This is a genomic window from Microbacterium sp. HA-8 (genome assembly GCF_046111165.1).
Lineage (GTDB): Bacteria > Actinomycetota > Actinomycetes > Actinomycetales > Microbacteriaceae > Microbacterium.
This window is the reverse complement of the sequence record NZ_CP162025.1, coordinates 3,695,585-3,716,814: the sequence shown is the minus strand read 5'-3', so window position 1 is coordinate 3,716,814 and position 21,230 is coordinate 3,695,585. Positions and strand designations below refer to the sequence as shown.

At 70.0% G+C, this 21,230-nt stretch carries 13 protein-coding genes; 9 read left to right on the top strand and 4 right to left on the bottom strand.

Annotation, left to right across the window (positions count from 1 at the left end):
- Positions 1-82 precede the first annotated feature (82 nt).
- The gene (gene murJ / locus AB2L57_RS17705) at positions 83-1,675 is read right to left on the bottom strand and encodes a murein biosynthesis integral membrane protein MurJ (protein WP_292812575.1); all 1,593 of its coding nucleotides are present in this window, start codon (positions 1,673-1,675) and stop codon (positions 83-85) included.
- The gene (locus AB2L57_RS17700) at positions 1,668-3,914 is read right to left on the bottom strand and encodes a DUF6049 family protein (protein WP_409047743.1); all 2,247 of its coding nucleotides are present in this window, start codon (positions 3,912-3,914) and stop codon (positions 1,668-1,670) included. Before AB2L57_RS17700 ends, murJ begins: the two co-directional genes overlap by 8 nt.
- 168 nt (positions 3,915-4,082) lie before the next feature.
- Here AB2L57_RS17700 and AB2L57_RS17695 point away from each other — a divergent pair, with 168 nt between their 5' ends.
- The 6 genes from AB2L57_RS17695 to AB2L57_RS17670 all read left to right on the top strand — a co-directional run bounded on the left by AB2L57_RS17695 (position 4,083) and on the right by AB2L57_RS17670 (position 14,679).
- A complete protein-coding gene (locus tag AB2L57_RS17695) occupies positions 4,083-5,633 on the top strand; it encodes a methyltransferase (protein WP_409047742.1) in 1,551 nt (516 codons plus the stop codon).
- A 23-nt stretch (positions 5,634-5,656) separates the two neighbouring features.
- Positions 5,657-7,084 carry a CCA tRNA nucleotidyltransferase gene (locus tag AB2L57_RS17690; RefSeq protein WP_292812582.1) on the top strand — a complete coding sequence of 476 codons (1,428 nt, stop codon included), beginning with the start codon at positions 5,657-5,659 and terminating at the stop codon, positions 7,082-7,084.
- Positions 7,085-7,416: 332 nt separating this feature from the next.
- Complete coding sequence (locus AB2L57_RS17685; protein WP_409047741.1) at positions 7,417-8,742, top strand: GAF domain-containing protein; 1,326 nt, start codon at positions 7,417-7,419, stop codon at positions 8,740-8,742.
- A gap of 146 nt (positions 8,743-8,888) precedes the next feature.
- A complete protein-coding gene (locus AB2L57_RS17680; protein ID WP_292812590.1) occupies positions 8,889-10,436 on the top strand; it encodes an aldehyde dehydrogenase family protein in 1,548 nt (515 codons plus the stop codon).
- Positions 10,437-10,505: 69 nt separating this feature from the next.
- Positions 10,506-10,889 (top strand): DUF779 domain-containing protein, encoded by a 384-nt coding sequence (locus AB2L57_RS17675; protein ID WP_409047740.1) that lies wholly within the window; start codon positions 10,506-10,508, stop codon positions 10,887-10,889.
- A 250-nt stretch (positions 10,890-11,139) separates the two neighbouring features.
- Positions 11,140-14,679 carry a family 43 glycosylhydrolase gene (locus AB2L57_RS17670; protein ID WP_409047739.1) on the top strand — a complete coding sequence of 1,180 codons (3,540 nt, stop codon included), beginning with the start codon at positions 11,140-11,142 and terminating at the stop codon, positions 14,677-14,679.
- Positions 14,680-14,692: 13 nt separating this feature from the next.
- Here the strand turns inward: AB2L57_RS17670 and AB2L57_RS17665 are convergent, their stop codons facing one another.
- The gene (locus tag AB2L57_RS17665) at positions 14,693-15,847 is read right to left on the bottom strand and encodes a hypothetical protein (protein ID WP_409047738.1); all 1,155 of its coding nucleotides are present in this window, start codon (positions 15,845-15,847) and stop codon (positions 14,693-14,695) included.
- 146 nt (positions 15,848-15,993) lie between these two features.
- Between AB2L57_RS17665 and AB2L57_RS17660 the strand changes: the two genes are divergently transcribed.
- Positions 15,994-16,881, top strand: coding sequence for a PaaX family transcriptional regulator C-terminal domain-containing protein (locus AB2L57_RS17660; RefSeq protein WP_409047737.1), 888 nt, complete (start codon positions 15,994-15,996; stop codon positions 16,879-16,881).
- 19 nt (positions 16,882-16,900) lie between these two features.
- Positions 16,901-18,121 (top strand): kynureninase, encoded by a 1,221-nt coding sequence (gene kynU, locus AB2L57_RS17655; RefSeq protein WP_409047736.1) that lies wholly within the window; start codon positions 16,901-16,903, stop codon positions 18,119-18,121.
- A 128-nt stretch (positions 18,122-18,249) separates the two neighbouring features.
- On the opposite strand, the gene treS is transcribed toward kynU, so the two are convergent.
- Positions 18,250-20,541 (bottom strand): maltose alpha-D-glucosyltransferase, encoded by a 2,292-nt coding sequence (treS, locus tag AB2L57_RS17650; protein WP_409047735.1) that lies wholly within the window; start codon positions 20,539-20,541, stop codon positions 18,250-18,252.
- A gap of 285 nt (positions 20,542-20,826) precedes the next feature.
- Between treS and rpsF the strand changes: the two genes are divergently transcribed.
- Positions 20,827-21,228 (top strand): 30S ribosomal protein S6, encoded by a 402-nt coding sequence (gene rpsF, locus AB2L57_RS17645; protein ID WP_409047734.1) that lies wholly within the window; start codon positions 20,827-20,829, stop codon positions 21,226-21,228.
- Positions 21,229-21,230 lie beyond the last annotated feature (2 nt).

The window sequence follows — 21,230 nt, the reverse complement described above, 5'->3', positions numbered from 1 at the left end:
CACATCGTATCCCGCGCGCATTCCCCGGCCCCGGCTGCTTCCAGCCTGCGAAAGAGGTTCACGCGCCGTTCAGGTGCCCTCACTATCGCCGCAGACGACGGACCACCGAACCCAGCACGGCGAGCTCCGGTGCGCGCAGCAGCGCGAGCGCGCCGACGTAGACCAGCAGGGAGACGGACCCGATCACCGCGGTGCCGGCGACGCCCGTCCACAGGGACTCCAGCATCCACCCCTGCAGGCCGCCCGCCCAGACGAAGACGCCCCACCCGGCGAGGGCGGCGGGTATCGCCGCGATGCCGAACCGCACGAGCGCGCGCAGCGATCCGGCCATGCCGAGGCGCCCGAGGCGCCGTCGCAGCAGCCACACCGCCACGGCGAGCTGCACGACACCCGCGAGGGACTGCCCGAGCGCGATGCCCGCCGCCAGGCGTTCGAGAGGAAGGATCGCGCCCGCGATCAGCGCGGTGGCGATGACCAGCACGGCCTGCACGAGCGTGAACAGGAAAGGCCTGATCGTGTCGTTGTAGGCGTAGAACGTGCGCTGCACGATGTACAGGATCGACAGCGGGATCAACCCGACGAGGTACGCGCCGAGCACCTGGGCGAAGGGCACCGCATCGGCCGCCGACTCGGTGAAGATGCGCGAGACGGGCAGGGATGCTGCAGCCAGCGCCGCGAGCGCGCCCACCATGAAGAAGCTCAGGCTCGTGACGCTGGCCCCGAGGTCGGCGCGCACGTCGTCGTCGCGCCCCGCGGCCGCGTGCTCGCTGAGCTGGGTGAAGTAGGGGGTGCCGATCGAGACGGCGATGACGGAGTAGGGGAGGATGAAGATGAACCAGGCGTAGTTCATTGCCGCGATCGATGCCCCCGCCTCGGAGGCCTCGGTCACGATGCGGGTCTGCACGAGGCCGGCGATCTGGCCGACGACGACCATGAGGAACGTCCACCAGGCGAGCCGTCCCATGTGCCGCAGGCCCATGCCGCGCCAGGCGAAGTCCGGTCGAACGCGGACGCCGGCACGTCGCCAGAAGAACAGCAGCAGGAGTGCCTGTGCGGCGATGCCGAGTGTGGCGGTGCCGCCCATGAGGGTGATCATCGCGGGGGTCCAGATCTCGACCGCGGTCTGGTGCGGGCCGAACAGCGCGATGAAGGCGCCGAATCCGGCGATCGAGACGACGTTGTTGACGATCGGCGCCCATGTGTACGGACCGAAGACGCGCCGCGCGTTGAGTGTCTCGCCGACGAGGGCGTACAGACCGTAGAAGAACAGCTGCGGGATGCACCAGTAGGCGAAGGCGATCGCGAGGGCGAGCTGGTCGCCTCGGAAGGTCGCGAACAGCTGCACGAGGAGGGGGGCGGCGAGGGTCGCCCCTCCGGTGACGACGACGAGCACGACGGTGCCGAGCGTCAGCAGCTTGGAGATGAAGGCGCCGCCGCCGTCGGCGTGCTTCGCGGCGCGGACGATCTGGGGCACGATCACGCCCGTCAGGATGCCGGTCGAGATGATCGCATAGATGTTGTTGGGCAGCTGGTTCGCGATCGCGAAGGCGTCCGCGACACCGGACCCCACCGATCCGAGGGCGGCCACGAGCACGACCGAGCGCACGAGGCCGGTGATCCGTGAGACGAGGGTGCCCGCGCCGAGGATCGCGCTCGCGCGGCCGAGGCTAGCCACGGGGCGGGTCTCCGGCATGCGGGTCGTCGTTCGCCGGCTCGGATGCGCTCTCCTGCGCCGGTCCCGAGTCGTTGCGTGCCGTGCGCCGGGCGCGGCGGCGACGCAGCACCGTGCGCACGAGGCCCGCACCGAGCAGCAGCACGACGAGCGTGCTGAGCACGACCACGCCGATGCCCTCCCAGTCGGCGCGCACCTGCACCTCGGCGTACCTGGTCGGTCCGATCTGCTGCCCCGACGCACTCTCGAGCCGCAGCTCGATCAGCACCTCGCCGCTGCCGACGCGAGCGCGGACGGGCACCTGCACGGTGGTGTTGACCCCCGGCTGCGACCGCACCGAGGTGGTGCGCTCGACCTCGAGCCGCAGATTGTCGGGAACGGCCTGCAGGTCGACGGTGACCGCCCACGGCAGATCGTTCTGCACGTAGAAGCGCAGGGGCGCCTCGGGGGTGATCAGCTGGATCGTGCTGGGCTGCGGGATGGACACGGCGGTCAGGGTCGCCTCGGACTGCTCCCCGTGCGCGGAGAGCGCCTGCCGCCACGACTCGGGGTCGCCCGGCCACGCGGCGCCGATGAGCTGCAGGATCGCCGTGCGCTCGGGCGCCGTCATCAGCGCGGGGTCGTCGATGATGATCGAGAACTCGTCGAGGCGCTGTTCGGTCGACAGCAGGTTCTGCAGGGCCGCGACGCCCTCGGCGTTCGGCGTGCCGGTGGGGGTCACGTCGGCCGGACCGGCCTGCAGCAGGTCGTCGAGCGAGGCGGGGGCGACACCGGGGGATCCCGCGACCGCGGCGAGCGCGCCCTGCAGTGACGTGCCGCTGAGACTGTCGAGGCGGCCCGTGGTCAGCAGCACGGGACCGGTCGCGTCGGCGGTCAGCAGCGCCAGGTGAGCGGTCAGGGCGGCCAGGGGCGCGGCGCGCGGAACGTCGCCGGTCTGCACCGCGTCACGCAGCGCCGCCGAAGCCGGCTGCTCGTACACGAGGGTCCGGGCTCCGTCGGCCGTCTGCCCGCCCGCCTGTACGGACGCACGCGCGACGGCACCCGACGAGAGCAGAGTGGCGGATGCTGCCGCCCCCTCCTGCGACGACATCCATGCCGCGATGGTCGCGACCGTCTCTGCTGAAGCCTCTCCCTCCGCGGGCCAGCCGACCGACGCCTGCGCCCCGCTCACCGTCGTCAGCTCGTCGAAATCGGGCAGCTCGACCGGGTTCTGCTCGCCGGGGGACGCCGTCGGCGACGGGGTCGGGCTGGGCGACACGTCCGGCAGGCCGGAGCCTTCGTCCTGATCGGGGTCGTCGGCGGCGAAGTCGTCGGCGTCGACCGCATAGTCGAGGCTGGTCGGTTCGAGCGGTTCGGTCAGGCCCGCGTCGGCCTGCACGGACAGGTCGGCGTCGCCGAACTGCAGGGCGAAGCGCGGGTTGGGAAGGGCGTCGAGGCGCAGCATCCACTCCCGTGCGCTCGCGGGGGCCGAGGTGCCCAGCGCGCGGATCGAGGCGAGGATCGCGGGGTCGACCGCGAGGATGGCGGAGGTGCCGCTGACCCCGTCGACCAGGGCGGTCAGTCGGCCTTCGGTGGAGGTCAGCTCGGTGAGCTCGTCGGCGGTGAGGAGCCCCTGCGAGCGCGGGTCGACCGTGATCGGGACGATCACCCCGATGGAGGCCGCAGCGGGTGTGGCGGCGGGATCCTGCAGCACGATGACGCTTCGCGAGACCAGGCCGCCGGGATAGGTCGCGCGCAACGGATACACGCCGGGCGCGCGACCCTGCCACAGGGGCGAGTCGGCTGCGAGCGATACCGCGGCGGCGGCACTGTCTCCGGCCTCGACAGCGGGCAGCACCGGGCGGTCGATCACCTGGGTGCCGCCCTCGAGGACGCCCGAGGTCAGCCAGACATCGAGGGCCTCGGTCGAGGCGACCGGCGCGTCGGCGAGTTCGACGGTCGCCGACGCTTCGGGCAGGGACTCATCGCTCGGATTGTCGACGACGATCGATGCGGCGAGCGGCTGTCCCTGCTGCACGATGCCGCGGGAGAGGGGCACGAGAGTGAGAGTGGGATCGGCGGTTTCGGGGCTCGGGGATGGCGTCGCCTGCAGCGGGGGTGCGAGCGCGGCCGCCGACCCGGCCGGCAGGGCCAGCACCAGCAGGAGGGCCGCCAGCATCGCGACGAATACACGCCGCGCGAGCGCACGCAGGGTCGGCGCGGTGGGCGGCGCAACGGCCGAGCGCGAGGGATCGTGCCGCACGCCGGAACCTATGCGGGTTTGCGTCACGGTGGGTCCGGGGGTGAGGGGTCGCGCGATGGGCACCGCACGCTGCGTTCGAGTCTACGGCGCAACCTCTGAACGACCCGGGAGTGCGGCACGGCGCGGCTCGGTCCTGCGCGCTCACGCACCGCGGGGTTGAATGGGGGGGTGATCCCCGTGCCCGACCCGACGCGCTGCGCAGCGCTCGCCGCCGACCTCGCCGAAGCTTCATACACCGCCGCGCGCCTGCGGGGACTGTGGGGCGTCGCCGCCGACGAGGCATGGGGCCGCGGCCGCAACCTGCCCGCACGCCGCGCGCTCGCCGGATCGCAGGGGCCCGCCGCGACGCTCGCGCGCCTGTTCTGCCTCGGTGAGCCCGTTTCCCGAGACGACGTCGACGCAGCCCTGCCCCGCACCCGAGTCGCAGGGCTGCACGCCCTGGGACTCACGGCGCAGGGCGACGACGGGCTCGTGCACCCGCTGGCATCGGTGCGTCCGCAGGCCTATGTCGACGATCAGGGCGCGGGCGAGTGGTGGGTGGCCAGCGACCTCGACGAGAGCGTCCTGCGTGGGCCGCTGCCGGAGGATCATGTGCTCGGCGTCGGCGGCGCGTCGATGACCCTCGCGGGACTCCAGCTGCCGACCCCCGCGGCACGGGTGCTCGATGTGGGGACGGGATGCGGCATCCAGGCCCTGCGCGCTCGCCGGGTCGCCGACCTGGTCGTCGCGACCGACATCTCGGAGGGTGCGCTGCGCTTCACCCGGATGAACGCGCTGATCAACGGGATCTCAGGAATCGACACGCGCGCCGGGAGCCTGTTCGCGCCCGTCGCCGGCGAGGTGTTCGATCGCATCGTGTCGAACCCGCCGTTCGTCATCACACCGCGGCGGGAGGGTGTGCCCGCGTACGAGTACCGCGACGGGGGGCTGGTCGGAGACGCGCTCGTCGAGGCCTTCGTGCGCGGTGCGGGTGCGCACCTCGTCGAAGGCGGCACGGCGCAGCTGCTCGGCAACTGGGAGTACCGCGACGGGTCCCATGGCGACGGACTCGAGCGCGTGCGGGCGTGGGTGCAGGCGAGCGGCGTCCCGCTCGACGCGTGGGTCATCGAACGCGAGCGCCTCGATCCGATCGCCTACGCCGAGCTCTGGATCCGCGACGGCGGCACCGTCGCAGGCTCGGACGCCTACGACGAGCTGCTCGGCGCGTGGCTCGATGACTTCGCCCACCGCGGCGTGCGTGAGGTGGGCTTCGGCTACGTGCTGCTCCGGCGGCGCAGGCCCGGGATGCCGGCGCTCGCCCGCTACGAACGTGTCGCGACCGCGGTGTCCGAGGGTTCGCTGGGGGCACATCTCGCCGCGTGTCTCGAGGCGCACGACCGACAGGTCGTGCTCGACGATGCCGGACTGGCGGCATCCACCCTGCGGGTCGCGCCCGACGTCACCGAGGCCCGCCATCTGGTGCCGGGGGCACCTGACCCGAGTGTCATCGAGCTGCGCCAGGGCGGCGGATTCGGGCGCACGCTCTCGGTCGATCCGGCGCTCGCGGGAGTGGTCGGCGCATGCGACGGCGACCTGCCGCTGGGCACGTTGATCGACGCGGTCGCCGACCTGCTCGAGGTCGAGGCGGGGATGCTGCGCGCCGATCTGCTGCCGAGGGTGCGCGGCCTGATCGACGACGGGATGCTGGAGCTCGCCGACGCCGAGGGCGCGGGCGGGTGAGTGCTCGTCGGTAGGCTGGGGGCATGGTGAGCATGGCCGAGGGCCTCGGCCGTCTCGGTGAGCTGGCGGCGTCCCCCATCGTCGCGAAGCTGGCGGACGCCTTCGCCGACGCGGGATTCGAGCTGGCCGTCGTCGGCGGACCCGTGCGCGATGCCCTGCTCGGCCGCGTCACCAACGATCTCGACTTCACGACGAACGCGTTGCCCGACGACATCCTGCGCATCGTCACCCCCCTGAGCACGGCACAGTGGGACGTCGGTCGCGCGTTCGGAACGATCGGCGCGCGGGTGCGCGGCGAGCAGGTCGAGATCACGACATACCGCGCCGATGCGTACGACGGCGAGACGCGCAAGCCGCTCGTGAAGTTCGGCGACACCCTCGAGGGCGACCTCGTGCGACGCGACTTCACGGTCAACGCGATGGCTCTGCGCGTGCCCGGTCCCCAGCTGATCGATCCCACGGGCGGCGTCGAAGACCTTCTCGCTGGGGTGCTCCGCACACCGACCGAGCCCGCGGTCAGTTTCGGCGACGACCCGCTGCGCATGCTGCGGGCGGCGCGTTTCGCCGCGCAGCTCGGCTTCAGCGTCGACGCCTCGGTCGCCGAGGCCATGGGCGCACTGCGCGAGAGTCTGTCGATCGTCAGCCCCGAGCGCATCCAGGGTGAGCTCGTGCGGCTGCTGCAGTGCGATGATCCCGATCCGGGGCTGCGGCTTCTCGTCGACACGGGGTTGGCCGAGCAGTTCCTTCCCGAAGTGCCGTCGCTGCGGCTCGAGGTCGACGAACACCACCACCACAAGGACGTCTACGAGCACTCGCTCACGGTGCTGCGTCAGGCGATCGCGCTCGAGCGCGAACGGCGCCCGGGCGAGGCGCCCGACGTCGCACTGCGGCTCGCGGCGCTGCTGCACGACATCGGCAAGCCCGCGACCCGCAAGCTCGAACCGCGCGGGGGCGTGACCTTCCACCACCACGACGCCGTGGGGGCCCGGCTCGCGCGCAAACGGCTGCAGGCTCTGCGCTTCGACACCGACACGATCGGGGCCGTGACGCAGCTGATCGACCAGCACCTGCGCTTCTTCGGCTATGCCGAGGGAGCGTGGACCGATTCGGCCGTGCGACGGTACGTGCGGGATGCCGGAGCCCAGCTCGAGCGCCTGCACATCCTCACCCGCGCCGACGTCACGACGCGCAACGCCCGCAAGGCCGCGCGTCTGCGCGCGGCCTACGACGACATCGAGCGCCGCATCGCCGACCTCGCCGAGCAGGAGCAGCTCGACGCGATGCGACCTGCCCTGGATGGCAACCGCATCCAGGAGGTGCTGGGTCTTCGTCCCGGTCCCGACGTGGGTCGTGCCTATCGCTTCCTGCTCGATCTGCGGCTCGACGAGGGTGTGCTCGATGAGGCCGAGGCCGAAAGGCGTCTGCGCGACTGGTGGGCCGAGCAGGGCTGAGCCTTCGCGTGGCGGCGGCGGGGCAGCATCCCGCATGCTCGGTCGCGCGCGCCGGGGCCGTCTGACGCGCGGTGCCGTCTGCGTTGGGGCGTTGGGGCTACGTTGGGGCGCGGAGCAGCACGCCCCACGGTGATTCTGACGCCCCAACGGCGGGGTCGGGGCCGGGCGACGATCGGGTCGCGGCGACGATGCGATCGGGTCGCAGCGACGGCGGGACGGGTGGGGCGCGCGGGAGCGTCATCGGGGCGAACCTCGACCGGGCCCCGGACTCCGTGTGCGACCTACACTGGTCGCACACGCGCACGCGCTCCACCGATGACGATCGGAGCCTCATGACGTCGCCCTGGTCACCGCGCCGGGATGTCTCGCCCGAGACCTCACGCCTGCTCATCGAGCGCGCCCACGACGAGTTCGTGCAGGGCAATCCCACCGATCCGCGACTCCTCGACGTGCGCCCCCTCGTGCGCGAGTCCTGGCGACGATCGCTCGCGGTGCTCGTCGGTGCCGAGGCGCCCCCTCCGCTCGACCTGTCCGCGGCCGACCTCGAGGAGTACCGGCGAACGCACCCGCTCGCCGGGGTGCTCGAGATGATCCGCGCGCTGCTGCTTCCCGGCGACGCTGCCGACGCCGGTGTCGCCGTCGCTGTCGGCGACGCGGCCGGACGGCTGCTGTGGGTCGAGGGCGACCGCCACGTGCGCGCACTCACGGGTGAGATGGGATTCGTCGCCGGTGCCAACTGGTCGGAGGCGGCCGTCGGGACGGCGGCACCCGGCACCGCGCTCACCCTGGATCGCTCCGTGCAGATCCGCGGCGCGGAGCACTACAACCGGCTGGTCCAGCCCTGGAGCTGTACCGCCGCCCCCGTGCACGACCCCGAGACCCGGCGCATCGTCGGCGTCATCGATGTGACGGGCGGCGCGAGCGCCGTGACCCCGCAAGCACAGCTGCTCGTGGATGCCACGGCCCGGGCGGTGGAGGGCGAGTTGCTCGTCGCACGGCTGCGGGCGCGTGCGGAGCGGCCGTCCCCCGCCCGCGCGCGGTCGCGGCCGTCAACTCGAGCGATGCGATCGATGTTGCGCGTGCTGGGACGTGATCGGGCGCTGCTCGAGGTCGCGACCGAGGGCGGCGACACCGTCATCGAGCTCACTGCCCGGCATGCCGAGATCCTGCTCGTGCTAGCGACCCATCGCCAGGGTCTTTCCGCCGAGACCCTCGCCGAGCTGGTCTACGGACCGGATGCCGCCCCCGAGACACTGCGCGCCGAGATGGTGCGGCTGCGCAAGGTCCTGGAGCGCACCGCACCGCACCTCGTGCCGGCATCCCGCCCGTATCGCCTCGCCGCCGAGCTCGAGACCGACGCGCAGCACGTGCTGTCGTTGCTGGATCGCGGGGCCCACCGTGTGGCGCTCGCCGCCTATCGCGGCGCCGTGCTGCCGGACTCGGTGGCACCGGGTGTCGAGGAGGTGCGCGAGGGCGCGCGTCTCGCGCTGCGCGAGGCTCTTATGGCCGAGGCGAGCGCCGAGGTGCTGCTCGGATACGCCGACACCGAGGATGCCGCTGAAGACGTCGAGGTGCTGCGACTGTGCCTGAGTCTGCTGCCGCAGCGCTCTCCGCGACGTGCCGGACTGGTCGCCCGGCTCACTCGCCTCGAGGCGTGAGCCGGGCCGCTTCAGCGGCGTGATACCGACAGCAATGGATGCCGGGGCACGGCCTCGCAACCCGATGCAACGTCGCGCGGCCTAGCGTCGACGCACACGTCCCGGCGGGCACGCCGGGCACTCATGACACGTCGAAGGAGACAGACATGACCATCGTCGAAGAGGGCGTCTCGAGCGTCTACGCCGCCCCCGGCCAGCGCGGGGCGCTCGCCGAGTACCGCTCCCGCTACGGCCACTACATCGGTGGGGAGTTCGTCGACCCCGTCAAGGGCGAGTACTTCGAGAACATCTCCCCGGTCACCGGCAAGCCGTTCTGCGAAGTGGGGCGCGGCACCGCCGAAGACATCGATCGAGCGGTGGATGTCGCCTGGAAGGCGTTCGCGTCATGGGGCAAGACGAGTCCCGCCGAGCGCGCCAACATCCTCAACAAGATCGCCGACCGCATCGAGGCGAACCTCGAGAAGATCGCCGTCGCCGAGACCTGGGAGAACGGCAAGCCGATCCGCGAGACACTGGCCGCCGACATCCCCCTCGCGGTCGATCACTTCCGCTACTTCGCCGGCGTGCTGCGGGCGCAGGAGGGCTCGCTCAGCCAGCTCGACGAGGACACCGTGGCCTACCACTTCCACGAGCCGCTCGGTGTGGTCGGTCAGATCATCCCGTGGAACTTCCCCATCCTCATGGCGACGTGGAAGCTCGCCCCCGCCCTCGCCGCCGGCAACTGCGTCGTGCTGAAGCCTGCCGAGCAGACCCCGGCATCCCTGCTGTTCCTCTTCGACATCATCGGCGACCTGCTGCCGGCGGGTGTCGTGAACATCGTCAACGGGTTCGGGATCGAGGCGGGCGCGCCTCTCGCGCAGCACAAGCGCATCCGCAAGGTCGCCTTCACGGGCGAGACGACCACCGGTCGCCTGATCATGCAGTACGCGTCGCAGAACCTCATCCCCGTGACCCTCGAGCTCGGCGGCAAGAGCGCGAACGTCTTCTTCGAGGATGTCGCACGGGCCAAGGACGACTATTACGACAAGGCGCTCGAGGGTTTCACGTTCTTCGCGCTCAACCAGGGCGAGGTCTGCACGTGTCCGTCGCGGGCGCTCATCCAGCGCTCCATCTACGACGGATTCCTCGGCGACGCGCTCGAGCGGGTCGGCAAGATCGTGCAGGGCAATCCGCTCGACCCCGCGACGATGATCGGTGCCCAGGCATCGAACGACCAGCTCGAGAAGATCCTCTCGTACATCCAGATCGGCACGGAGGGCGGCGCGAAGCTACTGACCGGCGGCGAGCGGGTGGACCTCGGCGGCGATCTGGCCGAGGGGTATTACGTGGCCCCCACCGTGTTCGAGGGAACGAACGACATGCGCATCTTCCAGGAGGAGATCTTCGGGCCGGTGGTCTCGGTCACCTCCTTCGACGGATTCGACGACGCCATGTCGATCGCCAACGACACCCTGTACGGCCTCGGCGCGGGCGTCTGGAGTCGCAACGGCGACACCGCATATCGCGCCGGACGCGGCCTCGAGGCCGGGCGCGTGTGGACGAACACGTACCACCAGTACCCGGCGCACGCGGCGTTCGGCGGGTACAAGCAGTCGGGCATCGGACGGGAGAACCACCTCAAGATGCTCGATCACTACCAGCAGACCAAGAACCTGCTCGTGTCGTACGCCGAAGGGCCCATGGGCTTCTTCTGAACCGACGCCCCGGGGCGGGTGCCTCTTTCCCCCGGGCACCCGCCCCCGAACCCACGAAGGAGGACCTCCATGACCGAACGCGTCGCGGTGACCGCGGCGGCAGCATCCCTGCTTCGGGAGTTGACCGCCCAGCACGGGCCGCTGATGTTCCACCAGTCGGGTGGGTGCTGCGACGGCAGTGCCCCCATGTGCTACCCCGTCGGCATGTTCGTCACGGGACCCTCGGACGTGCTGCTCGGCACGATCGACGCCGGCGTGGACGATCCGATCGAGGTGTACATGTCGGTGTCGCAGTTCGAGTACTGGAAGTACACGCACCTGACCATCGACGTCGTACCGGGTCGGGGTGCGGGCTTCAGTGTCGAAGGGCCGACCGGGATGCGGTTCCTCATCCGCTCGCGGATGCTCACCGAGCACGAGCTCGAGGATCTGGCCCTCATGCCGTCCGAGTGATCACGGTCGACTCGCGACAAAAACTCCTTTCCGTCGGACTCTTGACGGAAAAATCCCTTCTCCCTTTGATGGAACGAACGACGCGCCGGCCACTCTCGGATGATCGGAAGCGTCGATGCAGGACGGGCGCATCGGGCGCTCGTCGCTGTTCGCGACGCATGCCCCGCATGTGTCGTCGTCGTGCGTGCGCGCGACGCTTCGATGGAGAAGGAGACGCACTTCGATGCGATGGAGATCCGTTCGTCCCCCGATGATCGCCGCATTCGCGGCGGCATTGCTGATCGGTTCGAGCCTGCCCGCGGCGGCCGCCCCACCGCCTGCGACACCGGCGCCACCCGAGCCCCCGGCGAGCGCCGGCTCGACCTACACCAACCCCGTCAGCGCGGGCACGGTCGACACATTTCCCGACCCGGCCGTGATCCGCGGCAAAGACGGGTCGTGGTACGCGTACGGGACGACGAACCCGATCTTCCAGTCCCAGGGTGAGACCGGCGAGCACATCCTGCCCGTCCTCCGCTCCGACGACATGGTGTCGTGGGACTACGCGGGCGATGTCTACCCCGCCGACGCCGCCCTACCGGGGTACTGGGCAGCGAACACGCGCCCGTGGGCACCCGACATCCGGTACATCGACGGCCTCTACCACCTCACCTACTCCCTCTCCAACGGAGGCGTGGCACTGCTGACGGCGCAGACGCCCGTCGGGCCGTGGACCGATCGCGGTCTGCTCGTGGGCGGCGCTCCCGTCGCGGGGTGCCCCACGGGAAACATCGATCAGGCGATGTTCACCGACACCGACGGCACCCACTACTTCTACTGGGGTAGTTATGACGTCATCTGCGTGTCGAAGATGAATGCCGACGCCACCGCGCTCGAGGGCGAGGTCACCCAGATCGCCCAGGGCAGGCGTATGGAGGGCGGCTTCGTGGTGCGCCGCGACGGCTACTACTACCTGATGTACTCCGACGCGGGATGCTGCGACGGAGCCTTCAGTGGCTACACGGTCAAGGTCGGGCGCGGCGACAGCCCGACCGGACCCTTCGTCGACGACGAGGGCATCGATCTCATGGCGCTCTCGTCGAAGGCCGGCTTCGTGCTCACCTCGAACGGCAACGGATTCGCCGGTCCCGGCCACAACGCGATCCAGACCGACCTGTCGGGACAGGACTGGCTCGTCTACCACGCGATCCCCACCGACGACCCGGACTTCGCACCGGTCGACACCCGCAACGGCCGGCTCACGCTCTCCAAGCGCCCGCTCATGATCGACAGGCTCGATTGGATCGACGGTTGGCCCGTCGTCCGCGCCGGCGCCGGTCCCTCGAACGGTGCGGAGCCCGCCCCGGTGACCTCGGGTCAGGTCGGCACGTCGTTCGCCGACGGGCTGGACGGCTGGAAACGCTCGGGTCAGGTCGAGCTGGCGGATGACGTGGACGCCGGCGCCCACGCGCGCCTCGCCGAAGCGACGGGCACCAGGCCCGGAGGTCCGGGCAAGCCCGGCAAGACAGCATCCACCTCGCTCTCGAGCACGACCCAGGTCCGCGGCGACCAGCGCGTGCAGGCCGACCTGCGTCTCGCCGCGGGCGACTCCGGAGCCGTCGGGCTCGTGGCCGGCGAACGGGGGGTCAACGGCGTGACGGCGTGGATTGATCGCGCCGCCGGAGAGCTGCGGCTCGAGGCGGTGCACGGCAGCCGTGTGACGGAGGGATCGGCACCGCTGCCCGCCGGATTCTCGTACGAGACCTGGCACACCGTCGTCATCGAGTGGCGCGGCGACCGGCTTCACGCCGAAGTGTCGGCAGACAACCTGCGCGATGCGCTGGCCGAGGTCTCTCTCGACGTGCCGAAGCAGGTGACGTCGCACGGCACCGTGGGTGCGGTCGCCGTGGGTTCTGCCGCCGACGCCGACAACATCAGCGTCGCCGCCCTGCACCAACCGGTGACCGAGCGGGTCGCCGATCCGCAGCCGGGCGGGCTCCTCGAGGACTACTCGGACGAGTTCGACGTGCAGGGAGCGCCCGAGGCGGGCGACGACGCGTGGAGCTGGGTGCGCCGCCCCGCGTCGGCACCCGCTGTCACGGACGGGTCGCTCGTGTGGCCCACCCAGGGATCGGAACTGCATCTCGCGAACAACACCGCCCCGGTGCTGCTGCGCGACGCTCCGAGGGAGGACTTCATCGTCGAGACGAAGCTCACCTTCGATGCGACCCGCGCGGCGCAGCAGGCGGGCATCGTGCTGTACGAGACCGATGACCGATACCTCAAGCTCATGCACTCGGTGCTGCCCCTCAATCGCAAGGGGGAGTTCTTGCACAAGACGGAGTTCGGAAAGGAGATGGAGCGACCCACGACGACACCGCCCACCGCGGTCGCGAACGGTCCGATGTTCGGGGCGGCGCCCGCCGAGACGACATGGCTGCGGCTGTACGCGCAGCTCGACGCCGACAACGGCGAGTGGGACGTACGGATGGCCTCCAGCACCGATGGTGAGAACTGGCAGTGGGGCGGCGTGTGGTCGATGGCCACACGGGGTGACCTGCGTATCGGCCTGGTGTCGATGAACGCCCCGGGAGCGACGGCGGAGTTCGACTACGTGCGCACCTACGCCATGGGAGGGGATGCGCGCGCATTCCCGGCCAGCTGGCCGATCCCGATGTCGTATGGCGCGGCGGACGGGCGCAGCGAATTGATGCCCCGCGACGACAACTCGATGCTCCTGGATCTCGAACTGCGTCCGCAGGACGAGGAGCTCGGTCGGGTGTGGATGCGCGACACCTACGTCAACACCTTCGAGGTCGAGGGCGAGACCCTCTACGTCGCGACGGGCACGACGCGGGCCGAAGGGCTCGACAAGGCGGCCCCGTGGAACGACGGCATCTACGTGTGGATCGCGCGATCGCTGGAGGGACCGTGGGACCTCGTGGACACGACGGGCCTCCGTCCCGATCAGCCCAAGGGCAAAGTCTGGTCGCCGGAGTTCATCGGGGAGAACACCCCGGGGCGCACCGTCGTGACCGACTGGCAGGCCTACAAGAATCCCGACGATCCGGCCACGAAGGCGGGTAACGCGTGGGCTCCCGAGCTGCACTACATCGACGGGACCTGGTACCTCGTCGCCTGCATGGGAGACCAGAGCACCCTCACGGGGTCGTTCATCCTGGCCAGCGAAGGCGGACCCGAAGGGCCCTATCGCAACATCGAGGCGAACATCGATCATCCGCTGGGTGAGCCCGTGCGCGCGGCGAACCCGCAGTACTACCACATCGACGGCGGGCTCTTCGATGACGGCGACAAGACCTATCTGGTGCTGCACAACGACCTCTACTCGGAGATGACTCCGGATATGGAGAACCTCGTCACGCCGACGGATCTGCCGACCTTCACGCAGCGCAAGTACGCGCCCGAGCCCTATCTCGAGGGGGCGACGGTGACCAAGGTGGGCGAGAAGTACTACCTGATGCACGCGGCCTGGGCGTGGCGGCCGAGCGCCGCGACGGGGCCGACCTACCTGGCGGGTACGGGCGTGCGCGAGAACTACGACGCCATCGTCGCGGTGGCGGACTCGTTCGAGGGCCCCTATTCTGCGCGTTACACCGCCGGCGTCGCGGCAGGACACAACAACATGTTCGCCGATGAGTACGGCGACATGTGGATGACGTTCTTCCGCAATCCCGCACACGGGTACTGGGCCGACCCGTCCCGCGTAGACGAGTCGGCGGTGCCGGGCATCGTCCGCCTCGAGCAGAACGGCCCGCTCGGGGAGGTGCTGACCGTGGCGCGTCCCGACTGACCCGCCCGTCGGGTCAGAGGACGATCGTGAACACCCAGAACGCCAAGACGACCACGACGGCGGCGATCGAGAGCCACGAGACGCTACGCGTGAGCCGACGGCCCTCGCGGGCCACGCCGGGCGGCGGCCTCAGCTGAGCTGCCGGCAGCGGGAACGAGGGACCGGATGCTGTGACCGCAGCATCCGGTCCCTCCGGCGTGGGTCCGGCCGTGACCGGCGCAGCGGTCGCGGGGGTGAGGCGATCGTCGCGCCACCGTGACCACTGGTCGAGCTTGTCCAGCAGTGCACGGACGACCGAGAACAGCCACGCCCACGTCGCGGGGTCGAGGGTGGAGAGGTCGCGCTTGGCGTAGAGGAACAGCCAGTCGTCGACGATCTCGACGTCGAGTTCGGCCGCGTGATCGATGAAGCGGGCCATGATGTCGGGAGTGAAGAGGTACAGCGCGTCGCGCTCGTAGCCGCGAGGGCAGAAGAGCGAGAAATAGCGGTCGAAATCGCCCTCCAGGCGCAGGCGCTGGTCGCGGTCGAAGCTCGTCGGCAGATTCGAGCCGAAGAGTCCGTTGTTGCCGGTCGCATCCAGGAGGATATGCGGCAGCGGGGTGTCGAGGCGGACGGCGACATAGCCCCAGCGGTGGGTCGTGCGGTTCTTGCCCGACCCGGTCGTGTACCGGTAGTTGGCGAACTCCACGAACCGGGGTCGCATACCCCGGACCAGATCGCTCGCGTGACGCGAGCTGCCGACCCCGAAGATGATCCCCGGCAGCGCGGGCGCGGCCAGGGCGGACACGTAGGACATCGCGTTCGTGGACGCGAAGCGGTCGAGCCGGTACTCGCGTTCGCCTCGGCCGCGCAGCACCCGCACGATGACGAACACGATCACCGAGGCGATACCCAGGACGAAGACCAGCGGCAGCAGCACGAGGGCGCCCGAGGAAACCCCTGTCGAGACCATGGCGGACGCGATGCCCACGGCCGTGCTGATGAACACCCCCACGACCCCCAGCGCGAACACACCGAACACGATCAAGACGATGACGCCCTGCACGGTCGATGCACCCCAGACCGAACCGCCGCGCCCCTGCGCGCGCATCTGCTGCAGGTGTGCACGCATCGCGCGTCGGTCGATGGAGTCGGTGAGCGGGCGGGCGTCGAAGGCGGGGGCGCTCATCGTTCCACGCTAAGCGTCGTCGCCGCGCCGTGCCACGCGCGCGGGGGTCCAGGCCCGTGTCACCCGCCCGAAACCGTTCGGAAACGTAACGCCCGTCGCGATCGCGATACAGTCAAGGCCGGACGACGGCAGATGCGGGAGGCGCGGTGAGCGAGATCCTCGACGACATGGACTCCCGCCCCGGGAGTACGACGTCTCTGCTGCGCACCATCGTCGGCATCTACGTCCGGGAGCTCGGCGGATGGGTGTCGGTCGCCGACCTGCTGGAGCTGATGGACGCCCTCGGGGTGCCCGATCCCCGCACCCGCACTGCGATCGTGCGGGTGAAGAAGAAGGGCCTGCTCGTGCCCGAGACCCGCGACCGCGTGGCCGGCTACCGGCTGGTGGACGAGGCCGTGCCCATGCTCGCCCGCGGAGACCGGCGGGTGTACTACCCCCGCAGCATGAGCGCCGACAGCGCCTGGTGCCTGGTGTCGTTCTCGATCCCCGAGGAGAACCGGCACCTTCGCCATCAGCTGCGCCGGCGCCTGCACTGGATCGGCTGCGGCACGGTGTCGCCCGCCCTGTGGATCTGCCCGGCCTACCTGCTCGAGGAGGTCGAGGAGATCCTGGCCGAACTCGAGGTGAGAGAGCACGCCACCGTCTTCGTGACCGAGCGCCCGAGAGTCGCGGGACCCCTCGCCGCAGCTGTCGCGCAGTGGTGGGACCTCGACGAGATCCGCGGCCATCACGAGCAGTTCCTCACCGAGCACGGCCCGGACGGCGCGCGGGCGATGGATGCTGTCATCAGCCCCCTCGAGGCGTTCTCGATCTATATCCGCAGCATCGACACGTGGCGCATCGTGCCGTACATCGATCCCGGCCTGCCCGCGGATCTGCTCCCTCCCGATTGGCCGGGAGATGACAGCAGTGCCCTGTTGCACACCCTGCGCGCACGCTTCAGCGGCCTTGCGACCGACTTCGTCTCGCAGGTCACGGGCACACGCATCGACAATCCCGGGCGTGACGCGATCCGCCCTCTATCAAGTATGTGACGGACGTTACCATTAAGACATGAACCGTAGTTCTCTCGACCTCGACGCGCACGATCCGCTCGCGACCTTCCGAGAGCGGTTCGTGGCATCGGACGACCCGGCCGTCGCCGCCTATCTCGACGGCAACTCGCTCGGCCGGCCCCCGCGCGTGCTCGAGGAGCGTCTGGCCGCCTTCGTGCGCGGCGAATGGGGCACCCGCCTGATCCGCGGATGGGGCGAGCGCTGGTTCGATCTGCCGCTCACGCTCGGTGACCGGATCGCGGCGCAGACCCTCGGCGCCGGTCCCGGTCAGACGATCGTGGGCGACTCGACGACGGTCTCGCTCTACAAGCTCATCCGCGCCGCTCTCGCCGCGCGACCGGACCGCCGTGAGATCGTCATCGATCGCGGAAACTTCCCCACGGATCGGTACATCGTCGAAGGGATCGCCGCCGAGACGGGCCGGACGATCCGGTGGATCGACACCGAGGCCGGAGCCGGAGTCACGGCGAGCGATGTCGCGCGGGTGATCTGTCAGGACACGGCGGTGGTCGTGCTCAGTCACGTCGCCTATCGTTCGGGCTACGCCGCGGATGTGCCCGGCATCACCCGGACCGTGCACGCCGCCGGTGCGCTCGTCGTCTGGGACCTCTGTCACTCCGTCGGCGTCATGCCCATAGAACTCGATGCCTGGGACGTGGACTACGCGACCGGGTGCACGTACAAGTACCTCAACGGTGGTCCGGGCTCGCCCGCGTTCCTCTACGTGCGCGCCGATCTGATCCCGGACGCCGTCCAGCCGATCCAGGGATGGATGGGCGTGAAGGACTCCTTCCGCATGGGCCAGGGCTACGAGCCCGCCGACGGCATCCGTCGCTTCATCAGCGGAACGCCGCCCATCCTCGGCATGCTCGCCATGCAGGCCACGCTCGAGCTGATCGAGGAGGCGGGGATGGCCGCGATCCGGGCGAAATCGATCGCGCTCACCGAGTACGCCATCGCGCAGGTGGACCGGCACCTGGTCCCGCTCGGTGCGGTGCTCGCGTCGCCGCGCGATGCGAGTGTGCGGGGCGGACACATCACGGTCGATCACCCCCGGTTCGCCGAGCTCGTGCCGCGGCTGTGGCAGGAGGGCATCCTCCCGGACTTCCGCCCGCCGTCGGGCATCCGCTTGGGCATGTCGCCGCTGTCGACGTCGTTCGCCGAGGTCGAGACGACGATCGCGGCGATCGCCGCCGCGCTGCGCGAGCCCGAGGAGTAGGACCCCCGCACGGCGACATTGGATGTCCCATTTTCTGTCGCTGGCGAGCCGCCAGGGCGACAGAAAATGGGACATCCCACCACCCGCACGGCACAGCGGCCGCGTCACCCCGCCCGCACCCGCGCCCGTCAGGAGGCCGACGGTTCCTCCTCGGTGAGCAGCAGGAACAGGCCGCCGTAGGGCTCGAGGTGCACGATGAAGCTCTGCAGATCGTCGACCCGGCTGACCACCTCGTGCGTCTGCGCGTCCACCACGGCGTGCCGCACAGGCAGCTGCTCGCTGTGGACGGTTCCCTCGATGGGTTCCGCCGTGAAGTTCAGCACCGTGAGCTGGATCGGCGCGCCCTCGTCGCCGAGCCCGTCGTCGAGACGGTGCACGAGCACGAGCATGCCGGGGTGGGCGACGTCGGGTACGTCGATCTGCGTCGCGATCGCCACGCCGTGCTCCCGCCGCACGGCGAGCACCTCGGCGAAGCGCGACGCGAACGAGTCGGGCGAGGCGAGCTGAGCGGGCAGCGAGCCGTACAGCGACCGCGCCCGCGGCATGCCGGAGGGCGAACGCTGCGCATCGGGGGCCGCATCGAGCAGGTCGTGGGCGCCGCGCTCGATCCACCGCGTGTCACCCGAGTCGATCAGGTCGCGCACCTCGGCCCGATCGAGGGTGAGCATGCCGGTCAGGTCCCAACCCGAGAGTGCGAAGACGCCCGGCTGCCACGCGTTGTACTTGCACAGCAGCAGGTGCGCGTCGCGGATGGCCGGGATGTCGTCATCCGTGATGTCCGAGAGCGTCGTGGCTCCGCGCGTCGCTGCGATGAGCGACGCGGTCGTGCACGCGATGCCGTTCTGCGTGAACACCATGTTGAAATCCGCCGCACCGGTGAGCTTCTCGGTGAGGTCGGCGCGGATCTCCTCGGCCAGCTGCGCGCCCGGGATCTCGCGGTTTCGGAACGAGTAGACATCGTCCCGGTGCAGCGTCGCCCAGTGCACGAGCTCGTACGTCAGCTCGTCATGGTTCTGCATGCCGTGCACGAGACCGACCGGTTCGACGCCCAGCTCGAGCGACTGCCGCAGGGCGAGCCGCAAGAACTCGGTGTCTCCGGTCGCGAGCGCATGCTGGTAAGCCGGACGGCTGACGAAGTCATAGGAGAGGTCGGCACCCACGGCGCCGGTGTCGCGGATGTCCTCGATCGTGAGGTTCAGCTCCTGGAACGTGAACCCGCCCACCTTGCGCACCATGCCGGCGATGATGTGGTTCGCGGCGTGCGAGAGCGGGTGCCCCTCCGACCACGCCGGCAGGCCCTCGGCGCTCTTCTCCACACCGAGGAACCCGTTGGCGTCCAGGCGCAGCGCGCTGGAGCCGAGGTCTCCGAGCGAATGCAGGGCGTCTCCGATCACGAGGCGCATGCCGGCGAAGGTGGGATCGAGCCAGTTGATGGAGGGCTGGCCCTCCTTGAAGTAGTGCAGGTACACCCAGCGGCGCTGCTGTCCGTCGACGCCGGTGACGATGTCCGTCGCGCTCCAGTTGGTCTCCTTGACCCCGGGTGTATAGAAGATGACGCGCTGCAGTTCGCCGATGATGTATCCGCGCTCCGCCAGCTCGTGCTCCGACGACGGATCGAGGTTGACAGCATCCCGCCCCGCAGGCACCTCGGGCAGCAGGTGCCAGTCCTCGGGCGGGATCTCGATCATGTGATAGATGCCGGGGTAATCCTTGAACGCCATCTCGGCGAGGCGATAGTCGGCGCCCTTGCCGGTGTGGCCCGGCACGATGTCGTCGATGACGCTGCCGCCGTGGGCATCGGCGACGTCGGTCAGGCGGCGGAAGGCCTCCTCGTCGCCGAAGAGCGGGTCGATCTCGGTCGAGATGCGGTCGAAGTGGCCGTCGACGCTCGGAGTCTCCTGCCATCCGCTGATGCCGCCCGCCCGCTTGACGGGGCCCGTGTGCACGGCATTGATGCCGATGCGCTCGAACGCGTCCCAGAGGGCGTCCTGGCCGAGCGCGTCGAGGAACGACTGACCGGGGCGCGTGATCAGCGAGATCGGATACGCCGTGAACCAGACATCCGCGGTGGTGATCGCCCGGCGCGCGTCGGGGCGCGCATAGGGGTTGCGCCACATGCTGGGCTGACCCGAGAGCTGACGGCTGAGCACGTCGGCGTCCTTGAGCATCGACTGACGCACGAGCCACTCGACGTACGAGGGGTTGGTGCCGATCGCGGTGCGGGGGTCGGTCGTGAACCGGCGCAGATTGCTCCGGCGCAGCTGGTCGCGCGGACGCAGGCGCCGTGGCCGTGCCGGGTAGAGCTGCTCGTCGTAGCTGATCTCGGGGATCGTCCCGGTCGATGTGTCCTCGGCGACGTCGTGCCCCTCGATCGCCCCGTCCGCCGGTGGCGCCGTGCCGCCCATGTCGTCATCCGTCATCGCGGCCCTCGCTCATTGATCGCCCCCGCCGAAAAACCTGCATGCCGCCCAAACTACGCAGGCCTGTGCCTACGTCAAGGCACCTGCGCCGACCCGCCGCCTCGTGGTAATGACGCTGATGACAGATGGATGCCGGGGCCTGCGTTCGGCGGAACCGCCCGGTTCGGGTAGACTGCAAAGGTTGTCCGGCTGCGGCTCTGCCCGCGTGAGCCCGGATGACGTGCACACACCCTCCTGCTGCCGGGAAATGCCCGGCAGCCGTTCTAGTCCGAAGGAGGTGGGTTAGTGACGCACCAGTACGAACTCATGGTCATCCTGAGCCCCGAACTCGACGAGCGCACGGTCGCCCCGAGCCTCGACAAGTTCCTGAAGGTCATCACCAACGATGGCGGCTCGATCGACAACGTCGACATCTGGGGCCGGCGCCGCCTGGCCTACGAGATCCAGAAGAAGACCGAGGGCATCTACGCCGTCGTCAACTTCACCGCGACGAGCGAGGCCACTCAGGAGCTCGACCGCCAGCTCAAGCTCTCCGAGGCCGTCATGCGCACCAAGGTGCTGCGTGCCGAAGAGGCCATCGCCCAGGTCGCCGCCGAGAAGAAGCGCTCCGACGAGAAGGCCGCCCGCAAGGCTGCTGCTCCCGCCCGCCGCGCCGAGTCCGCCGACGCCAAGGCTGCGAAGGTCTGACG